The organism is Paenibacillus alba, assembly GCF_013204855.1.
Classification (GTDB): domain Bacteria; phylum Bacillota; class Bacilli; order Paenibacillales; family NBRC-103111; genus Paenibacillus_E; species Paenibacillus_E alba.
On the sequence record NZ_JABMKZ010000005.1, the window covers coordinates 333474 to 353502 of the forward strand.

The following is a 20029-nucleotide window of genomic DNA, read 5'->3' on the forward strand; positions in this document are numbered from 1 at the left end:
ACAAAACAGCCCGCAATACCTACTTTCTTCAAGGAGGTACCGGGGCTGCTCTATTTAGAAATATTTTGGGTTTCGGCGTCGTATTTAGACGGCCGACTCTGCCGTTTCTTGAGTTCGTGAACGGTAATGATAATAAATGAAATCAGACTGAACCCTCCGCAAGCCTGCATAAATAGAGAAAAAGGTGCGGTTTGGACAGTTTTGAAGAAGAGGGCAAACAAAGCTGCGTTCACGGCCACCCCAAGGAAGGTACAGGACATAAACAACCCGGATGTTCGACCTGCCTGTTCCGGGCGATGGGAAGTAAGCAGGAACGAATGAGCTACCACGCCAAAAATCTGGCCGAACAAGAGCATGGAAGAGCTGGCGACAATAGAGAATGACAAGGAGGGAAACCAGCTCATGGCAAACAACGAAACTGCAATCAGCAGGCTGGAGGCGGCAAGAAGCTGGAAATCCGCGATTTTCTTGCGCAATCGGCCGATGAGCATGGTTCCCGCGAAAGCGCTGATGCCATTGACTAGGTAAAACAGGCTGAGTCCAGCCTGATCCATATGGTATATGCTCCGGGCTGCAGCCGCCGGGAATAGGTTAATGACTCCGGCACCTAGATTGAGGAAGAACACAGAGACGAGCAGAATCCACTTCACCTTTACCGTGCTTAAGGAAGGAGGAGAGCTTTCGGGTTCCTTAAGAGTGTCTCCCGCAATTGATGGAACTTGAGGCCGCAACCAAAGGGCCAATATCCCAAAGGATAGGACAAAGCTAAAGATATCAATCAGAACGATGATTCGAAATGAGAGCAAGATTAACAGCAGCGAACCGAACATGGTTCCAACAATGTGGGTTGCCCAAGTTATGTTAGAAAGAAGCGACATCGCCGGTACCACTTGCTGCGTCTTTAATCGGCGAAACATACTCGATTGGGCCGCCGTAAACAAGGGGTTCAAGAAGCTTAATCCTATGATAACGCCAAGGGCTATAATGACTTGGGAGCTATCGCCCATATCCGCCCATATCAGTAACGGAATTAATAATAGTGAGCAAATTATATCCAATACAATCAGGAGGGGGACACTTCGGAATCGGTCCGACAAGGGAGCGAGCCATTTCCCCCCAATCATAATGGGCACATACACGCACATGATGGTCCAGCCCAACAATGATCCGGCCCCGCCTTGCTTGTCGAAGATCTCATATACCGCGCCTGCGCGGAACATCCAGTTCCCCAGTTGACTTAACGCATAGGCCAAATAAAGAGGCCATAAAGATCTGAGCACTTCCAGCGTGCTGGAGGATGGTGCCGATGCCTTGGTCGTCATTAGGAAACGAGCTCATCTTCTATTTCTAAAAGTAAATGATTCAGGGCTTCTGAAAAGCCGAAATTTTCTCTAGCCGTGCGGAGCTGTTCGAGCGCCTCTTTCAACTGACCCTGCTTCCGATAAAGCATACTCAGATTCATATAAATATCAGGATCCTTCTGGAGTTCAAGCGAACATTCCAGATCCTTCCGGCATTCTTCGTACCTCTCATCGTTGAAATACAAAATGGCTCTGTTGTTATAGGCTTCACTTAACTTCGGATTTAAGAGAATCGCATGATCTAAATCTTGGGCTGCTTCTTGCAGGCGTTCGAGCTCCTGGTAAACAAGCGCACGGTTATTATAGGCTTGTGCTTCCTTAGGCTGGTGATAAAGGGTGTGATTGAGCATTTCCAGGGATTCGTCATAGCGCCCCTCATGGTAGTACATGACGCCGAGACCCAAAGAAGCGATGGCGGCATCAGGCTTTAGGACGAGAGCGCGTTGATAGTCGGCCTCGGCTTCCGCGATCCTCCCCAACTTCTCATATAGATCCGCGCGATTGATGTGCGCTTCATAATAGGGCGGGCATAGCTCGATGGCTTTCACGTAATAGGCCTCGGCTTCCTCGAATTTTCCGGCTTTTTTAAGCAGATTGGCCATATCATTATAGTATTCTCCGTAATTAGGATCCAGAGCAATGGCATGTTTATAAGTTTCATAGGCTTTATCAAAATCACCCACCAATTCATAGACTTGTCCTGTGTTGTAAACCAAGATTGGATTGGTGAAGTGCATATTTCTCATTTCCGTAGATCTCATCCATGCGCTCCAAGCCTTTTGTACATAGCTCAATGGCTTCTTCAAACCGGCCTTGGCGGGCACGGATATAAGCAAGCGCATTCTCAGCAAAAACCATAATGTAATCATATTTAGGATGGTTAAGGAACAGTTGATCAATCTTCTCTAAGTTCAAAAGGGCATAATATTCGGCTTTCGGTAGATCGACCGGAATTTGATAACGTCCGTAAGTCATACTCTGCGAGTACAGGATCATTGGGACCGCGTGGCTCTCTGGGAATTGATGATAAAACAGTTCCAAATAGGGGATGGATAAACGCGACAATCCGAGTGAGTACAAAATGAACGACATTCGTATAAACACCGAATTATGGGGCTGCTCCCCATCCGGAAGTACGCGAAGGTGACTGGACGTATAGTAGGGAGAAAACATATCAAACCAGGTATCGTAGAGGCCAATTTCTTGCAACTGGATGGAGAGGGGAGCCAAAGCTTCCAATTGTTCCGCTTGCGTAAGCAATGACAAGGCATGGATCGGGTGAAGCAAATTACCCCAACAGCTTTCGTCGCGAAGTTTCTCGATTTGCTCCCGATGCAGTCGTGCCCTTGTTTCGGGATGATAGGTCGCATAATTACGCAAAGTTATAGGGTCATCGGAAGCACAATTTGCTTCAATAAATGCTTTTAGCAGAGAATAGCGCGATTTCTCGCCTTTCAGTTGCAGACAAAAATCAAGATAGGTATGAAATGGCAAGTATGGATTCACTTCCAAGCCGGTCGCCATTCCGTCCAGAAGGGCATGAAGCTTGGCTATGTTCCCACCGGACGCTTCATAAAGAAGATCCATTTGCTTGGACGACATGGCGATTCCTTGAGGCAAGCGGCCTATCCAAGATCTGAACTCATCGCGGGTCATACGGTGAAAGGAAAGAATTACCGATGCATCTTCCGTATCAGGGTCGAGCGGTTGATCGCAAAGCAGTACAATCCGCACGGACTTTGACAGCTGATTACGACGGTGAAAGATGCGCAAAAATGTCTTGACAGTTTGGGACAACTCATTTGCATGATTAATGACAATCTTGAACTTACGGTCCGTTATAGATACAGCGTCCAGCAAGCATTCATAAACGCCATGCAGCAGCTTCTCCTGATATTCATGATGGTAGAAGCGGGTACGTTCGTCTGGAGAGGCTAAATTGGTCAAATCCTTATCTAATGCAAAATAGTTGGCAGGCAGGTAAGGGAAGAGGCGCTTTAGGGACTGTTCATGCTTGTGAATGAACTCGGGACGGGTCTCGTGCATGTCTTTCAAAATGGTAGGAATAAAAGCATCCAAACCAGCAAAATATCCATGGGAGGAGCACCTGCCGTCAGAGTGGATGAGCGTATCTTGTGTGAACTTCTCTTCCATCCATTGCTTTAAAGTATCTTTCTTTCCGACCCCTGATTCTCCATAAATACATAGAAAGGTTTTATCTTGCTCCTCTACTAATTCCCACGCAGAATCCATCGTAGAATATAAAGTCTCACGCGTTCGCGATAAGTGGTTGATCATCATTTATTCCTCCAAATTGAATAGAAATGAGTAAATTCAATTAGTGTTGATGGAAAGAAAAGACCTAAAGATTAGCCTTTAGGTCTCTTCTCGTCGTAAGTATTAGTTCGCGATGTAAGGAGTTGTCGTGCGGATTGTAGTAGACTTCTTGGAAGTTTTTTTAATCATTTTCATTCACCTCACTTCCCAATTTATTCGTAGACAGATATAATGGAAAATATAGTATTTCCCTTTTTTATCCATTTATCTACTAAAGTTAGATTACAATATTTGGAACTATTTTACAAGGTATTATTTTTATGGTTGTCATTAAATGTAACATTAAAATCACTTGGGAGGTCTTGCTATGCATGTCAATGAGTCGATTCATAAGGGAAACCTGACATCCTTACACCAAAATGTATTATCAGACTATGAGAATTTCGTTATTGGAACAGTCAATGAAAGTTGTCTAAGGCTGGCCGTGTTTACCGGGACTTATCCATGGCATTTCCATCCCGATTCTGATGAGCTGTTCCTCGTTCTGGAAGGAGAGCTGATCATTGAGCTGGATGACAAGAAATCCATTGTGTTGGCTCCCAATGAGTATGTAACCATCCCCGCAGGCGTTCTGCATCGAACGCGTTCTGCGGTGCGAACAGTGAATTTATGCTTTGAGCATACGGATGCGAATACGGTGTTTGTTGAGAAATCGAAAGAATGAGAAGACGAAGGATGGCGTTTAGTGACCTGGAGGAAATTGCCGATTACAAAGAAACAGCTGTCACCGCCGACGGAAGATATTCAGCTTTCCTTTCGTCGATGTGGAACTTGGAAAAGGATGAATTTGAACATACACTTCATATGTGCTCTTTCGTTGAAAAAGAGGCCATAAACCTGATTTGGAAGGCCAGTCCCGCGGCAGGGGCAAGAGATCTCCAGTTTTCCCCGAGTGGCAATGAACTCGCTATCCTTCAGAGAACGGAAGAAGGGGATCGCGTAGTTATCTATTCTGTTGCTGACGGAACGACAAGATGGATCCCTCAGCTGTTCCAGAATGCCTCATCGCTTCTGTGGGATGAGGTGGGGAAGGGCTTCTATCTGGTGTGCGATGCGGCTGCTGCGGCAGAATCACCCCCGTATAGCGATTATTGGCATATCACTAAGATTCCGGAGCGATGGGAATGGTGGCGCAAGAAGAGAATTGTTATGCATGTGCCTGCCAGTTTTACCGAGAACGATTCACCCGACCTTGTACGGTTTGCTGGTCCCGGTTATGAATATCATCATAGCTTTCTTTCGCCTCATGGGAATACCCTTTACTTTGTCGATCAAGTCAACATGATCGGTACTCTTCCACAATTGCGGTTAAGACGTATTCATTTGGAAACCAAGGTCGAAGGAGAACCTATACCGCTGCCTCACAGTTTCATGAGTACTCCGGTTCCATCCCCGTCGGGGCGTTATCTGGCCTATATCGCTTCAAGATCGTTGGAAACGGAAGTTTCGCCTTTACTCATTCGCTCATTTCATCATGAAGCGATGAACCCGGCTGGTTTTCAACTCAACGCTTATGACACGCGGTTGTATGTGCTTGATCTGGAGGATGGGGTTCTTGGTGAATACGGCTCGCAAGAGGAGATCAGTGCGGGGACTCCGGTGGGCATGAGCGCAGCGAAACAAGAAGTGTATTGGATGAATGAGGATTCTCTTGCGTACCTTGCAACAAAGGGGCATCAGACCATATTAGCGCGAGTACATAGAGATGAATTATTCAAACTAGATATAGAAGTTTTGGGGCATGGGGCTTCCCGCTGCCACAGTATGACTTCAGAAGGAAAAGTTATTTGTGTGCATTCGGAAAACGGCATGCCTTTCGTTCCTGCTGTTTTTAGTATCCATCGGCCGGTTGTGGTACTCCATCCTGATCTCCTAGCGGGCTCGGGATCCTTAGAGATTGTATGGGCTACTCCCCAGGTGATGGACGAAATACCTGCTCCCGGAGCATGGCTCTATGAGCCTGATGGGATGGCGGAGGCAATGCCAGGGACCGTCCCGTTAATTGTATACTTGTACGGAGGGGCGGCCCAACTCTGCATGGCCTACGAAGATACTCACCAACTTCTTGCTGGCAAAGGCTATGCGGTATTGGTCATCAACACGACGGGTACCGCTGGCTATGGACGGGAGCTGTCCGATCTGCATGTAGATGATTGGGGGACTTTGGCGATTCCTGAGGTATTGGATACGGTAGCGTGTGTACGGCAGCGGTATAAGGCTCTGCACCCGACCCAGGTTGCCGTTTACGGGGGAAGTTATGGAGGTTTCCTCGCCATGCGGTGCCTGACCGATTCCAAGCTGTTTCAAACTGCCTGTTCCATGGCAGGGATCAGCAATCTGTCATCCTATTGGGGTGCTGGCGTATACGGGTATCAGTATGGGCTTAGTTCCCTTCGTGACAGAACAAGACCCTGGAGTGATCCGCAACGTTTCATCCGTTCATCGCCACTCTTTCTTGCGGATAAAGTGAATTCTCCGTTGCTGCTCATGCATGGTGAACTTGATGGCATAGTACCTGTGGCAGAGTCTGAGCAAATGTTCACAGCACTTACCTCAATGGGTAAAGAGGTTTCGCTCCTTCTTTTTCATGGGGAAGATCATGGCATCAGAAGTCGCCCAAAGGTGAAATTGCAGGTTAGGCGAATGCTCTTGGCCTGGTTTGACAAACATTTGCGCGGGAATGAACAGGATTGGAAGGGGTATACGTCTGGTGATGTGGACGAGGCGATCATTGTTGAGTAGACGGGGGGCTGTAAAAGGGAGTAATTCCTGCGATCATGCATCTTTTTCGTCTTGGAAATAAGCAAAATCGAGAAAAGCCTGCGATTATGCATCCTTTTGAGAGTTTTCATCGACGCTAGGGGGAAAAGTGTGAAAAAGCCTGCACAATCGCAGGCTTTCACTGTATTCCACGCGATATGAACCCAAAAGCCTGCATTTTCGGTTACTACTCAGCACCTGATTCAAATTCTAAAATTTGGTTTAATAGATAGTACCAATACTTAGAGTGAACGAGGTGAGAGGCATAATGAATATAGAAGAAATTGATCGGATTATGCTCAGTGACTTGGCATCCATTAAGTCACTCATTCTGTCTCTGGTTGCCAAGGTTGAGCACCTCGAAAACGAAAATAAGGAGCTTAAGCGGCAACTTGGCCAAAACTCGCAAAACAGTAGCTGGCCGCCGTCTAGTGACCTGAAACGTGAACCTAAGAATCACCGGAAGTCCGGCGGAAAAAAGGGCGGACCTGTCGGCCATAAAGGGAATACCCTTTCTTGCATCACGGTCAGCGGTTCACTGCTGTAGCCGCTTATTTGCATTCGCACCAAATGCTCCCGCTCGCTCGCACAACCGATCTTCTTCATGTGTTGACGGGGTGTCGGCCTAGTCAGGCAACACTTCTTTCAAGTATCCGTAAAATGGCTGAAAGCTTACTTCCTTACGAAGAGATCATTCGTCAAAATCTCCTTGCCAGTCCCGTAATTCATGCCGATGAAACGGGCGTGCATGTAGACAAAGAGGGACACTGGGTTCATGTGAACAGTACACAAAACTGGACCTTGCTTGGTGTCCATTCTAGCCGTGGAACCGCGGGGATGAAGTCGCTAAACGTGCTGCCTTCCTATACCGGTATTGTGGTCCACGACTTTTATGGGCCGTATTTAAATAGGATAAAGACTTTACCTTCAAACATGCCTTATGTAATGCCCATTTATCTCGGGAGTGCAAAGGGATTGAGGAATATGACGGATATCGATGGGCCAGCGCGATGCTCACACTGCTGCATACAAGCTGGTCCGTCACCCGCAAGGCCAGAAAATTAGGTAGGCCACTTACCGAAACGGCCATCGGCAACTACGAACGACGGTATGAGATGATTCTAGAGATGGGAAAAGTCGAGCTCGAAAAGGAGCCCCTCCTCAAATCAGGGCGCAGGGGAAAACCACGTAAGAGCAAGGCTGCAAATCTTTGGACACGATTCCGTGACCACAAGACACGTATCTTGGGGTATCTTCGAGATGCTGATATTCCCTTTGATAATAACCAATCCGAACGTGATCTACGTATGATTGCCGTTAAGCGGAAAATATCTGGCTGTTTTCGTTCGGAAATAACCCCGGGCTTCTTTGCGACCATCCGAAGTTTTATCTCCACGTTGATCAAACAAAATCATCCTATTCTTACATCACTGCAATTAGCTTACGTTGGTAATTTCAGCTTTTTTACTTCAGGATCGATGGCTCGATCTGGATTGCATCTACTACTCCACTTTCTTAATTACAGCATAACCGGCTGCAGGAATATTCAACGGATGGATACCGGATCGCAAAGTTTCCGTTCTGGTGTCCACCGTACTGCCGCAGCAGTCATAGATTTCAATACGGACACTGCCTAAGCTGTCTTTTGTTTCTAAATAAAGTCCTTCTTTCATCTTGCTGTTTACTACGATAATTTGTGATACATGAAGGACTTCGTCAAGGGTAACCATTGCGTCATGGTAAGACACAATAATGGTCTTGTCATTGGCTTCAGCTCGTACTGTAGGATATAACAACTCCGGATTGAGCGGATAAAGCTTTCCATCCAGCAGCACATCCCGATGTTCTCTCCAGAATCCAAGCCAGTGCTGCAACATTTGATAATGGTCGGATGGAAGGCGATCCAAAAGAACAGATACTTGAGGGACAGAAAACAAAATGTTGAGCATCTGCAGCGCAGCGCTTTCCACAGGTTCCCCCTCATGCCACATAATCATATCAGCATGAGCGGCCGTATCGCCGCAAATAAGCCGTATGTCGAGCGTGCGCACCCGATTGCTGATAGCCCCGTAAGGACAATCCGAAGCCCGGAACATATTGCCGTATTTCCTCATAGCCGGGCCAATATAGGATTGGCGGAATTCGATCATGATGTCCGGTTTAATGGCACGCAATCTGTTGATAGTATCAGTGAGCAGTCTGTCCACGGCGGCCGGAACGGAGGTATAGTCGTGACCATCCTTTGTGAGGGCAGCGGATTCCTCTTGCACATAGAAGCTGTCAATGAAATCAAGCTTGAACCCATCCAGATCCCATTCCTTTACCGCGTCTTCATATTTCTCAATGATATAGTCCCTTACATCGGGATACCGCGGGTCCAGGACTCCGGCTCCAAGCCTTTCATTGAACGTAAGGATTTTGTTTTGGAATCGCTGCCAAACCTGGCTGAACTTGCCGACAAACGGGACGGAATACCAAAGTACAAATTTCATGCCTAGACGGTGAACGGCATCAACATGCGCTCGCATATTCGGCACTTTATCGGTATACACTTCCCAATCTCCGCAATACGCATACCCGCGGTTATTGTCTCCTGTCTGCCATCCATCGTCTACGATAACGGCATCCATGCCCATCGTTTTGGCGATTGCGCATTGTGCTTCGATGTCCGCAGCCGTTATCTGCTGATGCATGCTGTACCAAGTCGAATACATCGGGTTTCGTGCAGCTTCCGGAACAGGAGCAGGCAGGTATTCCGGCATGCCGCTCCACCAGACTTGTACGTTATTCAAGCTTTCGTAATAGGGTAAGTTTCTTGTATCTACCAAGAGCGTACCTTCATAGGTGTCCAGTGGTGCCGTTACTTCCGTGAACATTTCAATGGAGCAGTGGAATGTCGCATCTTCCTCACTGATCCCTGCCCGGTAGCGAATCGTGTTCAATGCATCGGAGAATGCGAAGGTCAAACGATTTTCGCCATTTGTATTGAATAAAGAGACGACAGGGGCAGAGGTAGCTGCATTGGAGCGGAATCCTTGCCCATAATCCACTTTAAAGCTTTTGCTGCGTTCCGATACAGGGTTCCAGCAAGCGTGAATGTCGTGGACCGGATGGTTCCAGCGAAGGTAGAAGATCGGCGGACGCTCTGCTTGCGGGGCAGTTAATTTCAAATGAATGAGATCTACCCCTGGTTCGAGGGTTTTTACATGCAGTGTAGAGGAAAATACATCAGAGTCGCTTGATAAGGTGAACGTATGCGTCTTCGTAGCTACTGTTTTCATTAGGGCTCCTTTCAAATACATATCTTTATTTATCATACTTAGAAAATGCACGGTTTGGTATTGAAGAATTTAAGGTAAGGATGGATTCTTTTACGTTTTCAACTAGACGGCGTCATGATGAAGGTAAAATAAAACGAACGATGCACCGCATCGCTCGTTATAAGGTTTTACGAAGTGTTCGCTCCAAAGAGTGAACGCTTATATGTGCTCCGCTCTGCCCGCAAGCCAATCCTCCAAGGTAGCAACCTTTGCGGGGTTCTTGCGGCTCCGTGCCAGAAACCCTGCGCCATGGCTGGTCATAGGATCTTGATCGGTGGGCTGATAACGAAGATCTACGCTCCAGCGAACTTCATTGGACAAGTTAGGCGTTGACATGTGAAGGCAGCGATCATTGAATAAAATGGCGCTTCCGGCAGTCACTGGCAGTACAACCGTTTCCGTTTTGCCAAGCTGACTTTCTTTGAGTGCTGTGTAGCCAGTTCCCGTATGGGTCTCCTTATGCCATTTGAGTACACGTTTGCGGTGTGTTTTCGGTTTAATATGAAGGCAACCGTTCACTTCATTCGCATCAACAAGAGGGATCCAGACGGTAATGACGGGATTGGAATTCGCATCAGGCCAATACGATTTGTCTTGGTGCCACGGTACGGCGCCGGCTGCTACTTTCGGCACTTTGGGCCGCACATTGTAAACCGGATTCGAAAATAATTCTCCCCCAATTAAGGATTCGACAGCATCCAAAATTTTCGGATTACTCATGAGTGTGAAATATCCGGGAATTCGGTCACGCCAGCTTCGGCCATACTTCAGAAAATTCTCAGCTGACAAGTCTTGAAAAAGCTCGGCTAAACGGTATTGAAAAGGGCGATCTTCCAGCGTGTTAGGGATTAGCCCATCCTGAAACAGTTCATCGGCAATCATCGACACTTTGCGGGTCATCGCTTCGCGTGCAGGAGCCAATTCCTCGTCAGACAATAAATCGGGAATAACGAGGTAGCCCTCTTCTTCGTAAAACTGAGCTTGCTCTTTAGTTAAACTTCCGCTGTTTATTTTTGCGCTCATGTTACTCACCCTCCAAATGTTCTATAATATAAATAAATAGTAGCATTTCGTTAGAGGATTGTATTTGCTTGTGAGTTCATGAATTGATCAATTCTTCCGGTAAAATATCTAGAATGCGAGGTTCCCTATGACTCTTCTATCCGCAGCTAACGCTTTTGTACGAATGGCGCACTTTTATCGGTTTCCTGTAGAAAGGAATAGAGCAGAGTCAGGAAGGATCGGGTATTGCTATGCCTTCCATTTCGTTGCCGGAGGCAAAGGAACAGTCACAATCGATGGGAACACATATCCAGTCAAGAAGGGAGACTTGATCTATTTCCCGCCTAAAGTCAAACACTCCTTTTATGCCAATCCCGACAACCCCTTATCGACATACAACGTGTATTGCGACATCTGGAGTGAGAAGTCAATGAGCAGCTTGCATCTCGTTTGGGATGAATCTGATTTCGATTCTGCGTTATTGACGCTTGTTTTACCATGTGCGGAGCTTGCGTCGCTGCCCGTCGTTACTCCGATTCAGCATCATTCGTGGCTAGGGCAGCTTTTCATATCAGCAGTGGCGCAGTTCGGGCAAAAAGAGCCTTATACGGATTTAATCGTCAGCAATCTAGTTAAGGCATTCCTTTTAGCCTTGGTCCAAACCGTTTCTAAAATTCAGCTTACCGATTACCGAATCCAACCGATCATCGAACGAATGGATAAAGAAGCCAATGCGAGTCGAGGCTATGACGAATGGATGACCGCATGCGGACTCCGAAAAACCCAATTTCACGAGTTGTTCAAACAAGCAACCGGCATGTCTCCCAAGGCGTATTGGACCAAATCGATCATGCGGCACGTGGAGGCAGCACTTTGGGAAAGCGAGCGATCCATTACGGCTATAGCCGAAGATTTCGGCTATTCTTCCGTTCATCATTTCACCAAACAATTTACCCAATTTCATGGTGTATCGCCTACTGAGTTTCGCAAGAGGAAGAATTCGTCAAGTTAAATGACTTTAGAATCCTTCACCGAAGCCTGCTTATAGTGCAGATAAAAGCCAGCCACTATACAAATCACAATCATACTGACGGAGGTCCATTGTGCGGTAGTCCAGCCCAGCATATATTTGGGCGTATCGCCTCTGAGCATTTCCAGCAGAAATCGTCCGATATTGTATAAAACATTTGTGATTAGAAATAAATAGCCTCTGTTTAATTTTTTCTGTAAAAGCATCATGACAATTGCAAAAATAATAACATCCATTTGTCCTTCCCAGACTTCGGCAGGGTATAACGGCTGGTCTCCAAATGTATCTCTGGCATTAGTGCCATCTGGGTATAGAATTCCCCAATTTCCTCCGGTAGGGTCACCAAAGGCATCGCCATTCATCAAATTTGCATCGCGGCCAATGCTTTGTCCCAGAATCAGTCCTGGCGCACATAGATCAGCAAGCTCCCAGAAAGAGATTTTATGTTTCCTAACATACCAAATGCTAACGAGCACAGCGCCGACAATTCCACCTTGAATGGATAACCCTCCGTGCCAAATAGCAATGATTTCACCTGGATTCTTGGAGTAGTAACCCCAATCAAACAGAAAAACTTGCCAAAAACGAGACCCTACAATAGCACCGATAAACATAGGCACAGCTAGATTTAATAAATGTTCAGCCAGCTCGTGCTTCTTCTGAAGTTTCGCCAGCGTTATAGTAACGCCAATGCCGAGAATACAAGCTAAGACGAACAGAATACTATAAGAACGAATAGGGAACGAACCAATATGTCCTAAAAATTGAAGCAAATGAACCTCTCCTTATAAACCATTATTTTTTTCTTTCTTCATCTTACTTTTACTTTCGTTTTTATGGAAGTGATTTGATAGTTGGCATCGCGATAATTTCGCGAAGTCTTTATATGGATCTTATCAAAATGTTAGTTTTCACCTGATTGACGATAAAGGAATGATTATGAAGCATTTGAGTGCAAGTGGTTACGGAGATGTGAATGGATCAAATGAAATAGTTCGGCAAACTAGCTTGTATGAGCCCATGGATCATCTACTGGACTCGATTCGAATATTGCCCTATATTCGTACTTCGACGAAGATTCCGGAGATGCATAAATGGAGAGTCGTGCTGGATCATAAGCCCACAAACGAAAATCTGATAATTATCGAACCTGGCGGTTCCGAACTTTTTAGGTTGGTTATCACGAAAATTGATTTCACAAATGAGGCAACTACGGTTACTTATCGCATGGAGAATAGTCCCGACATTTTTAGTCAGAACTTGTATATGGAAGATGAAACGGGCAATGAGAGGCTGGGGAAAAGTAAAGTTAAATTCATTGATTCCACGCATTACGAATTCGAGTCTGTCTACCCTCCGTATGATCCGAAGAAGCAGATAACTTTCGTTTATAGTTATGGCGATGTCAATGTGATTACATTTGACGAGTTGGAGATGTCAATTCCAATTCGATGAGTGAAGGATTGGATGAAAGAGGTCTTTATTAGCTTATTTGACACTCATTTGCCCATTGGGAGCTTCGCGGCTATCAACCAAATGAGATGGTTTGCGAGCAGGAGGGGCGGTTGACTATTTCTGTATTGTGCTCGAAGGTTTACCGACTTGTTTCTTCAGCAATTTGAGAGTGAATTAGCGCTGAATCTGAACGTGTGACAACGAATTGCTGTACAAGGTCGATATAGGCTCGAGCAGCACGGCTTATATATTTCCCGCGAAGATAAATAAGAATGACTTTCCTAGTTATCGTGGGATTGACGATGGGGATGGCTTTGAGATTGTCGTCATTTTTCAAATCGCACAACGATTTAGAGAGAATGCTTACCCCAACTCCTGATCGTACCAGACTGAAAATAGAATCAATGGTGTTCGTTTCGATGAATGGCTCGAGATGGAACCCGGACGTGCTGCACGTTGCGTCAATCAATTGACGGCAGCGATGATTGGTTGGGAACATAATGACAGAGTGTTGGCCGATTTCCTTAAAATCAATCTGATCGAGCTTCGCCAAGTCATGTTCTTTGGCTGCCAATACATAAAATTGTTCGGTGTAAAGCTGATTTTGTTCGAGACGATCGTCATCCACGGGATGGATGGTGATGGCGAGGTCCAATTCATTTTTTAGAACTTTATCGATGACATCTTCGGCTGCCGATATCTTAATTTTTACTTTAGGGAACTGTTGATTGAAAGCTGCCAGCTGAGATGAGATCAGATAATTGAGTTCACCGGGCAAAGAACCTAACGCAAGGGTTCCATGGCTCCCTCCTTGAATCTCGTTAATTTGATCTTTGGCGCTGGACAATGTATGAAAGATGACAAGCGTATGAGCTTTCATAACGGATCCAGCCGCTGTTAAAGCAATTTTTTTGCCGATCCGGTCAAAAAGTGGTGTGCCTATTTCATCCTCCAACGCTTTGATTTGGTGGCTCAAAGTAGGCTGGGTAACACCCAGTCGTTCAGCAGCCCGCGTGAAATGCATCTCCTCGCATATAGCCACAAAATATTCTAACTGACGCAATTCCACAGTATCACCCTCCGAGTATTTAGATTCATTCCTACATAAGAACTAGTGAACCCCTGCCACTGAGGTGGAAGGGTTCTTTTTGAAGATATAACCTGCCTCTATACATGGTCGCTCATCTTTGAACGTTCTCCATAGAGGCTTTCCCGCAGCTTTGAGAAAGCGCTGGATGTGGAGCTGGGGGATAGTATCTTTTTTCTAGCAATAAACGGACTGAATGGACTCCAACGGTTAAAGTCAGCATCAGTGAAATGGACACAAGCACCCATGTCACGGCTTGAAAGAGAGGAGCATGCTGCTCACGAGCCATCAGAAGAAACCCTTGCGCTAAGGTAGCGAGCCCGAATGTATATGCCCAGTAGCCAGGAGCAAAGTCCTGCTCGCGCAGCCATCTATAAGAAAGTCCTAACGACAACGTCAAGAAGAAGGCATAGCCAGCTAAACTATAGGTTACCATCGGGGATGAATTGTCACCGCTTAGCACCTGATAGGCAACAAGGACGATAGCTGCCGGAGCCATATAGATGCCCATGAAGTTGCGTGATTTGGTGGCGAGACCGCCAGTCATGAGCTGCTGCAAAACTACGGAGTCTAGAAAGAGCCAAGCCATCGTTCCGACGCCGAAAAGCATCCAGCCATACGTTTGATAACCGAGAAGGCCGGCAACAAGGGCATTTACAAGCACGCTAGCCGTATAAGTTAGGAAGAGGGATGGCGTTATTTGCTCGCTAGTGCGGATCACTGTCCACATGTTGGAGAACCGATACATAGCATATAGGACATTGGAAATGGAAGCAATCCAGAAAAGGGTGTGAGACAGCACACTTAAATAGGGAGAGCTTGCCAGAGCTAGCAGCAGAAGTGACTCGGGTACCAATGCGATAAATGAAGCCTGAATCGGATCGCGCAATTCGTTTATGGCGGCGTTTCGGTGATGGAGCCATTTGTTTATAAAGAGCAGCCCGAACCATAGGAACGATAAAACCGCTAGAAACTCGAAGATCTCTCCGACAATGCGGGGAATCATCCAAGTGTCGTGTGCGAAGCGAAGCATATTCCCTGTCTCCGCCAAGCCTAGCGTCATGGCGAAGAAGGAGGCCGGTGCTACCGGGAAAAGGCGGTATTGAGCAGTTTTCTGATTCATCATCCTAATCGAGCGCCTCCTCTTTGAGCATACTGTTGTGGTAGTCCCTATTATGAAAGAGTCTTAATCATAGGTCAATATCGCAGATTGAATGATATTGATAGATATCATGCATGATTCGATCCCCATTTGCAATGGAGGCAAAATGTTCTGGAATGAGAGCTGAGCCAGCCAAAAAGGCAGTCTCGAGCCGGAAAAAGCCTCAAACCCCAGCAAAGCCGAGTTGAGTTATTTTATGATTGGAGCCAACCTGCTTAAGCAAAATCGCAAGAAAAACAAAAAAGACTAGAAAAGTGTAAAAAACATCTGGATATTACAAATCTATAATTTTTGAAATATGGTAAGTTAAAAGCACTTCCAATAGGGCTGAGCTTTATTTGCTGATTCCCTGTTGAGCACACGAATAAATTGGGAAATAGGAGGAACAACGTTGAAAAAAGTCGTAGGAGTATTGTTGGCAATCATCCTTTTTGCAAGCGCGTTGAACGTAAGTTTGAATGTTCGTGCGGCAGATCCGACTCTGGATGGTCATGGATTGCTGGGTGAATTTTTTAAGTGCGAGCCAAACCCTAACAACCGAGAGGATATTACGATATTTAATTTTGATAATAAGAAAGGAGAACGAGCTGTTGGAAATTTGAATGGCGATTCTTTTGCCAGTATTTTCAATCAATTTTCAGGAACATCTGATTATAATACAGCGCGTTTTACAGGTACGATTGTACCGAAATATACAGAAGATTATACGTTCCATATGGTAGGGGATGATGGGTTCAGGCTGTGGATTAATGGCGAGAAGATCATTGATTTGTGGCAGCAAGTTTGGGACAAACCACAGGCAAGTGTTCCAGTGTCTTTGGAAGCAGGGAAACACTATGAGATCAAGGTTGAATATTTGCAAGGCTGGGGCGGTACTTGGCTGCGTATGGAATGGGAAAGCGCAAGCCAGTCCAAAGAAATCGTGCCAGAATCAGCGCTGTATCTACCGTCAGATCGCGTGATAATAACGAAAAAAGCGGATTTGACAGCAGAAATTCAAAAGATCGATTATTTAACAGAAAATTTTGCCAATAAGGTTAATGAAAGCGCATTAAACAACTTGAAAGCAGCCAAGATAGCTGCCAAGCAATTGCTGGACACGGTGGATAGCAAACCAATTAGTGATCGAGATAAGGTGGATTTATTAATCGCTGAAATGAAAAACGTTTCCATTGCTCGTTCCGATTTTATGAAAGAAATGGGCGTCACGAGTTCAGCGGTATTTGACAAATTTAACAACCCTTTGTATCAAGGACAGGATCCTTTTGTCACGTATAAAGACGGATTTTATTATTTTGTTTCTTCTAGTAATTTGGACTCGAACAATAAAGTGTATGTATCCAAATCGCGGACCCTGACGGATCAAGGCGAGAAGGTCATGGTATTTGATTCGCAGGGTACGCAAACTCGTATTTTTGCACCGGAAATCTTTTTCTTTGATGGCAAATGGTATATTTATTACTGTGCTGATCTGCAAGCTTATGGGTATAAGCATATGGCTACGGTTTTGGAATCCGTTACAGATGACCCGCAAGGGGGATATGTGGATAAAGGGGCTTTGTATGCAGGCGAAAATGGTGTATATAAACAAGCAAATGACTTTACGGTATTTGACTATAAGGGCAAACTTTATGCCGTTTGGGGGACTTTAGGTTCAGGTGAACCGATTGGCCCAGCGATTGCTCCCATGGATAACCCGTATACGATCACGGCAGATCGTTCTTTCTTGCCTGGTGGCGGAGGGGAAGGTCCCCGTGTCCTGCAAAAAGACGGGAAAGTGTTTATCACCATGTCGGAAGGTGACTATGCGTCAGATGGTTATCGGTTATCGTATTTTATGAATATAGATGGGGATTTTCTGAACCCGAATTCTTGGACTCGCAAAAATGATGTTTTCGTTGCCACCAGTGATGTATCCGGCCCTGCTAGAGCAGGCTTTGTCAAATCGGCAGATGGTAAGGAAGATTGGATGATTTATCATTCACGTGTTTATCAAGATACGGGCCGCAACTGGTGGCGGCAAGTTAATATTAAGAAATTTGCTTGGAATGCAGATGGAACGCCTAATTTTGGCACACCTGTTGCTCCGAATGTATGGCAGCCATTGCCTTCCGGCGATTTGGGGCAGGGGGACATGTATCAAGCAGAGGATGCGATTCTCTATGGGGATATTGCGAAAGACAAGGCTCACGCCAATTATCAAGGAACAGGCTATATCAACTTGCCCAAAAAATCAGGTGCTGAAGCGAGTTTTGTCGTTAATGCGGCAAAAGACGGCGATTACATTGTAGGTGTGAGATATGCGTATGGGGAACAAGTGAACGGGGAATCCACCAACAATCCGACAACCCAATTGCCAGACAGAGCAAAAATCAATGTCTATGTGAATGGTGTACAGGCAAAAACAATTGCGCCTGATAAAACAGCAATCAGCTGGGATGAATGGTTTACTGCTTCTGAACGTTTAACCTTAAAAGCTGGTAAAAATGTCATTAGTTATCGCATTGATGATGATTGTATTGGCAATGTGAATTTGGACTATGTAACGATGTATAAAGCAGATGTACCGAATCCCATTGTTTCAACTGAGTTAACAGGGACTCTCACAGGCGTGCCTCAAATTCCATTAGGAACTGCGTTCACGGTTAAATATGGATTAACCCATGTATCGAGCAGTGTGGTCGATGCGATCTACGCTCAGGATCTTATATTGGACTATGATCCCGATAAGCTTAGTTTGATATCAATCGAATCTTTGAAGGATGGACTGATGGTCGTTGATGTAAAGAAGGATGTACCGGGAAAAGTTCGGATTCTGCTTGTTAGTTTAGGTGCAAGTCATTCTATTACGACGGATGGCGAATTGCTTAAATTGAACTGGAAAGCTAACAAAGAGACAGCTCAGACAAGTATTACGCTCTCGCGAGCACAAATAGCCAACTCCATGGGTGTGGAGAAACTACTAGCCCCTGTCACGTATCAGGTAAAAGTCACGGGCACTTCTGATGTGCCGGGAGATATGAACGCAGATGGCAAAGTGACCATTGGTGATCTCGCCATTGGAGCCGCCAACTATGGTGAAAATTGGGCGAGCCCAGACTGGAATTTGGTTCAGAAGATAGATTTCAACCATGATGGCATCATTGATATTGCTGATTTAGCGATCATCGCTAGAGCGATATTTCAATAAGACAAACGAGGGCTTTCCCCAAGCAGCTTATCTACTTGTGGGATCGCCCCTTGTATGGATCATGAACATGACTACATTCTTAGGCAAGGGAAGGGGTATTTTAATATGCAAGTAAGAAAAATGTTGTCGTGCAGCTTGATTACGGCATTGGCTGCAGCGACAATTGTAACGGGAGCTTTAGCGGCAGCAGAGGACGTGCCTTCGTATTCGCTAACGATTCTTACCGATAAGCCATCTAAAGGAGAAAACATTGAAGTTCTCATTAAGGGGCATCAGCTGAAGGATGTCTATGCGTATGAAATCAATTTGGACTTTAATCCAAAGCAGCTTAAATTGAAAGAAGCAATAACGGAAATTCCCGGATTTTCCATTCCTCCGATTGTGAAAGACAATCATATTCAGCTCGCACATACACATGTTGGCCGAACGAAAGGAGACAATGGTGAACAGATTTTATATAAATTAAAATTTGAAGCTATTGACGATGGCGCGACTGAGCTGGCGATTGGCCATGTCAAATGGGTTGACTCCGTTTTAGCCAGCACCGACCAAGAGTCAACTGCCAAAATGGCTGTGAACGTGAACGATTTGTTCCCATTCGATGACCTCGGTGATTTTGGCTGGGCGAAAGCGGCTATTGCCTTCTTGGCGGACAAAGGAATTGTAAATGGAACGGGTGAACGCATTTTCAGTCCGGAGCAGCCTGTCACGCGTGCTGATTTTGTGGTGCTTTTAACAAGAGCGCTGGAGCTTAAAGGTTCAAAGGGGGAGCGCTTTGACGATGTGGAGCAAGGCGTTTACTACGATGAAGCCCTGTCCGCAGCCAGAAGCTTAGGCATTGTGGAAGGAGATGCGACTAATCACTTCCATCCTAGATCATCGGTGACGCGAGAGGACATGATGACGCTTACGGCTCGCACTTTGAAAGCGCTGAATAAGCTGCCTGCAAGCAAAGGAACTTCTTTGGAGAGCACGTATTATGATGCTTCGGAAATATCGGATTATGCGCTCGCCAGTGTTACTGCGTTGGTAGAGTCAGGTTTGATACAAGGCTATGGCGATGGCATTCATCCCAAAGAAACAACGAACCGGGCCCAAGCGGCAATGTTGATTTATAACATGTTGAATATGAAATAAGCAAGGAGAGAGAAGAGGCCTGATCAGCAGAAATTGCGATCGTGCAGCTTCTTTTTTTTGAACAAAATTTCGATAATGCGGGTAACGAGCTTCCTGTTGCAGGTGTGAAATAGCGAAAAAACGTAAAAAAAAACGGATAAACCTAAATACTTGCTTTTGAAATTGATACATAATGTATCTGTAAACAT

The 20029-nt window shown here is 45.7% G+C and carries 16 protein-coding genes and 1 pseudogene; 9 read left to right on the plus strand and 8 right to left on the minus strand.

The features are described 5' to 3' along the window. Nucleotides 1–50: 50 nt before the first annotated feature. The 3 genes from HQN90_RS10160 to HQN90_RS10170 are packed head-to-tail and all read right to left on the minus strand — an operon-like array spanning nucleotide 51 to nucleotide 3662. Nucleotides 51–1322: an MFS transporter gene (locus HQN90_RS10160; RefSeq protein WP_173217809.1), complete on the minus strand. Its 1272-nt coding sequence runs from the start codon at nucleotides 1320–1322 to the stop codon at nucleotides 51–53. Beyond that, nucleotides 1322–2098 (minus strand): tetratricopeptide repeat protein, encoded by a 777-nt coding sequence (locus HQN90_RS10165; protein ID WP_173217811.1) that lies wholly within the window; start codon nucleotides 2096–2098, stop codon nucleotides 1322–1324. The genes HQN90_RS10160 and HQN90_RS10165 overlap by 1 nt, the downstream gene beginning before the upstream one ends. After that, a complete protein-coding gene (locus tag HQN90_RS10170) occupies nucleotides 2049–3662 on the minus strand; it encodes a tetratricopeptide repeat protein (RefSeq protein WP_173217813.1) in 1614 nt (537 codons plus the stop codon). The genes HQN90_RS10165 and HQN90_RS10170 overlap by 50 nt, the downstream gene beginning before the upstream one ends. 343 nt (nucleotides 3663–4005) lie before the next feature. On the opposite strand from HQN90_RS10170, the gene HQN90_RS10175 reads away from it, so the two are divergent. The 5 genes and pseudogenes from HQN90_RS10175 to HQN90_RS39910 all read left to right on the plus strand — a co-directional run. Then, on the plus strand, nucleotides 4006–4362 hold the full coding sequence (locus HQN90_RS10175; protein WP_216855271.1) for a cupin domain-containing protein: 357 nt from the start codon (nucleotides 4006–4008) through the stop codon (nucleotides 4360–4362). A gap of 11 nt (nucleotides 4363–4373) precedes the next feature. Next, nucleotides 4374–6440, plus strand: coding sequence for a S9 family peptidase (locus tag HQN90_RS10180; protein ID WP_173217815.1), 2067 nt, complete (start codon nucleotides 4374–4376; stop codon nucleotides 6438–6440). A 286-nt stretch (nucleotides 6441–6726) separates the two neighbouring features. Then, on the plus strand, nucleotides 6727–7005 hold the full coding sequence (locus tag HQN90_RS10185; RefSeq protein WP_173217817.1) for a DUF6444 domain-containing protein: 279 nt from the start codon (nucleotides 6727–6729) through the stop codon (nucleotides 7003–7005). Beyond that, entirely contained in the window at nucleotides 6975–7523 is a 549-nt protein-coding gene (locus tag HQN90_RS10190) for an IS66 family transposase (RefSeq protein WP_173217819.1), read from the plus strand. Before HQN90_RS10185 ends, HQN90_RS10190 begins: the two co-directional genes overlap by 31 nt. Beyond that, nucleotides 7433–7750: pseudogene (locus HQN90_RS39910) on the plus strand (IS66 family transposase); the annotation flags it as partial. The gene HQN90_RS10190 and the pseudogene HQN90_RS39910, both read left to right, overlap by 91 nt. A 210-nt stretch (nucleotides 7751–7960) precedes the next feature. On the opposite strand, the gene HQN90_RS10195 reads toward HQN90_RS39910, so the two are convergent. Next, nucleotides 7961–9739 (minus strand): glycoside hydrolase family 36 protein, encoded by a 1779-nt coding sequence (locus HQN90_RS10195; RefSeq protein ID WP_173217821.1) that lies wholly within the window; start codon nucleotides 9737–9739, stop codon nucleotides 7961–7963. Nucleotides 9740–9937: 198 nt separating this feature from the next. Next, on the minus strand, nucleotides 9938–10801 hold the full coding sequence (locus tag HQN90_RS10200; RefSeq protein WP_173217823.1) for a phytanoyl-CoA dioxygenase family protein: 864 nt from the start codon (nucleotides 10799–10801) through the stop codon (nucleotides 9938–9940). Nucleotides 10802–10928: 127 nt separating this feature from the next. Between HQN90_RS10200 and HQN90_RS10205 the strand changes: the two genes are divergently transcribed. Further along, on the plus strand, nucleotides 10929–11792 hold the full coding sequence (locus tag HQN90_RS10205) for an AraC family transcriptional regulator (RefSeq protein ID WP_173217825.1): 864 nt from the start codon (nucleotides 10929–10931) through the stop codon (nucleotides 11790–11792). Here the strand turns inward: HQN90_RS10205 and lgt are convergent. Then, nucleotides 11789–12583 (minus strand): prolipoprotein diacylglyceryl transferase, encoded by a 795-nt coding sequence (gene lgt / locus HQN90_RS10210; RefSeq protein ID WP_173217827.1) that lies wholly within the window; start codon nucleotides 12581–12583, stop codon nucleotides 11789–11791. The genes HQN90_RS10205 and lgt overlap by 4 nt on opposite strands. A gap of 166 nt (nucleotides 12584–12749) precedes the next feature. Between lgt and HQN90_RS10215 the strand changes: the two genes are divergently transcribed. After that, a complete protein-coding gene (locus HQN90_RS10215) occupies nucleotides 12750–13265 on the plus strand; it encodes a hypothetical protein (protein WP_173217829.1) in 516 nt (171 codons plus the stop codon). 139 nt (nucleotides 13266–13404) lie between these two features. Here HQN90_RS10215 and HQN90_RS10220 read toward each other — a convergent pair whose 3' ends face one another. Then, on the minus strand, nucleotides 13405–14334 hold the full coding sequence (locus HQN90_RS10220) for a LysR substrate-binding domain-containing protein (protein ID WP_173217831.1): 930 nt from the start codon (nucleotides 14332–14334) through the stop codon (nucleotides 13405–13407). Between the two features lie 112 nt (nucleotides 14335–14446). Further along, nucleotides 14447–15478: an SLAC1 family transporter gene (locus HQN90_RS10225; RefSeq protein ID WP_173217833.1), complete on the minus strand. Its 1032-nt coding sequence runs from the start codon at nucleotides 15476–15478 to the stop codon at nucleotides 14447–14449. Nucleotides 15479–15905: 427 nt separating this feature from the next. Here HQN90_RS10225 and HQN90_RS10230 point away from each other — a divergent pair, with 427 nt between their 5' ends. Together HQN90_RS10230 and HQN90_RS10235 are read left to right on the plus strand one after the other, a co-directional pair. Continuing rightward, a complete protein-coding gene (locus tag HQN90_RS10230) occupies nucleotides 15906–18704 on the plus strand; it encodes a family 43 glycosylhydrolase (RefSeq protein WP_173217835.1) in 2799 nt (932 codons plus the stop codon). Between the two features lie 105 nt (nucleotides 18705–18809). After that, the gene (locus HQN90_RS10235; RefSeq protein WP_173217837.1) at nucleotides 18810–19841 is read left to right on the plus strand and encodes an S-layer homology domain-containing protein; all 1032 of its coding nucleotides are present in this window, start codon (nucleotides 18810–18812) and stop codon (nucleotides 19839–19841) included. The last annotated feature ends 188 nt before the right edge of the window (nucleotides 19842–20029 follow it).

Coding starts and splice junctions, on each gene's coding strand:
- HQN90_RS10160 (WP_173217809.1), bottom strand. CDS start 1,322: ATGACGACCAAGGCATCGGCACCATCCTCCAGCACGCTGGAAGTGCTC.
- HQN90_RS10165 (WP_173217811.1), bottom strand. CDS start 2,098: ATGCACTTCACCAATCCAATCTTGGTTTACAACACAGGACAAGTCTAT.
- HQN90_RS10170 (WP_173217813.1), bottom strand. CDS start 3,662: ATGATGATCAACCACTTATCGCGAACGCGTGAGACTTTATATTCTACG.
- HQN90_RS10175 (WP_216855271.1), top strand. CDS start 4,006: ATGCATGTCAATGAGTCGATTCATAAGGGAAACCTGACATCCTTACAC.
- HQN90_RS10180 (WP_173217815.1), top strand. CDS start 4,374: ATGGCGTTTAGTGACCTGGAGGAAATTGCCGATTACAAAGAAACAGCT.
- HQN90_RS10185 (WP_173217817.1), top strand. CDS start 6,727: ATGAATATAGAAGAAATTGATCGGATTATGCTCAGTGACTTGGCATCC.
- HQN90_RS10195 (WP_173217821.1), bottom strand. CDS start 9,739: ATGAAAACAGTAGCTACGAAGACGCATACGTTCACCTTATCAAGCGAC.
- HQN90_RS10200 (WP_173217823.1), bottom strand. CDS start 10,801: ATGAGCGCAAAAATAAACAGCGGAAGTTTAACTAAAGAGCAAGCTCAG.
- HQN90_RS10205 (WP_173217825.1), top strand. CDS start 10,929: ATGACTCTTCTATCCGCAGCTAACGCTTTTGTACGAATGGCGCACTTT.
- HQN90_RS10215 (WP_173217829.1), top strand. CDS start 12,750: ATGAAGCATTTGAGTGCAAGTGGTTACGGAGATGTGAATGGATCAAAT.
- HQN90_RS10225 (WP_173217833.1), bottom strand. CDS start 15,478: ATGATGAATCAGAAAACTGCTCAATACCGCCTTTTCCCGGTAGCACCG.
- HQN90_RS10235 (WP_173217837.1), top strand. CDS start 18,810: ATGCAAGTAAGAAAAATGTTGTCGTGCAGCTTGATTACGGCATTGGCT.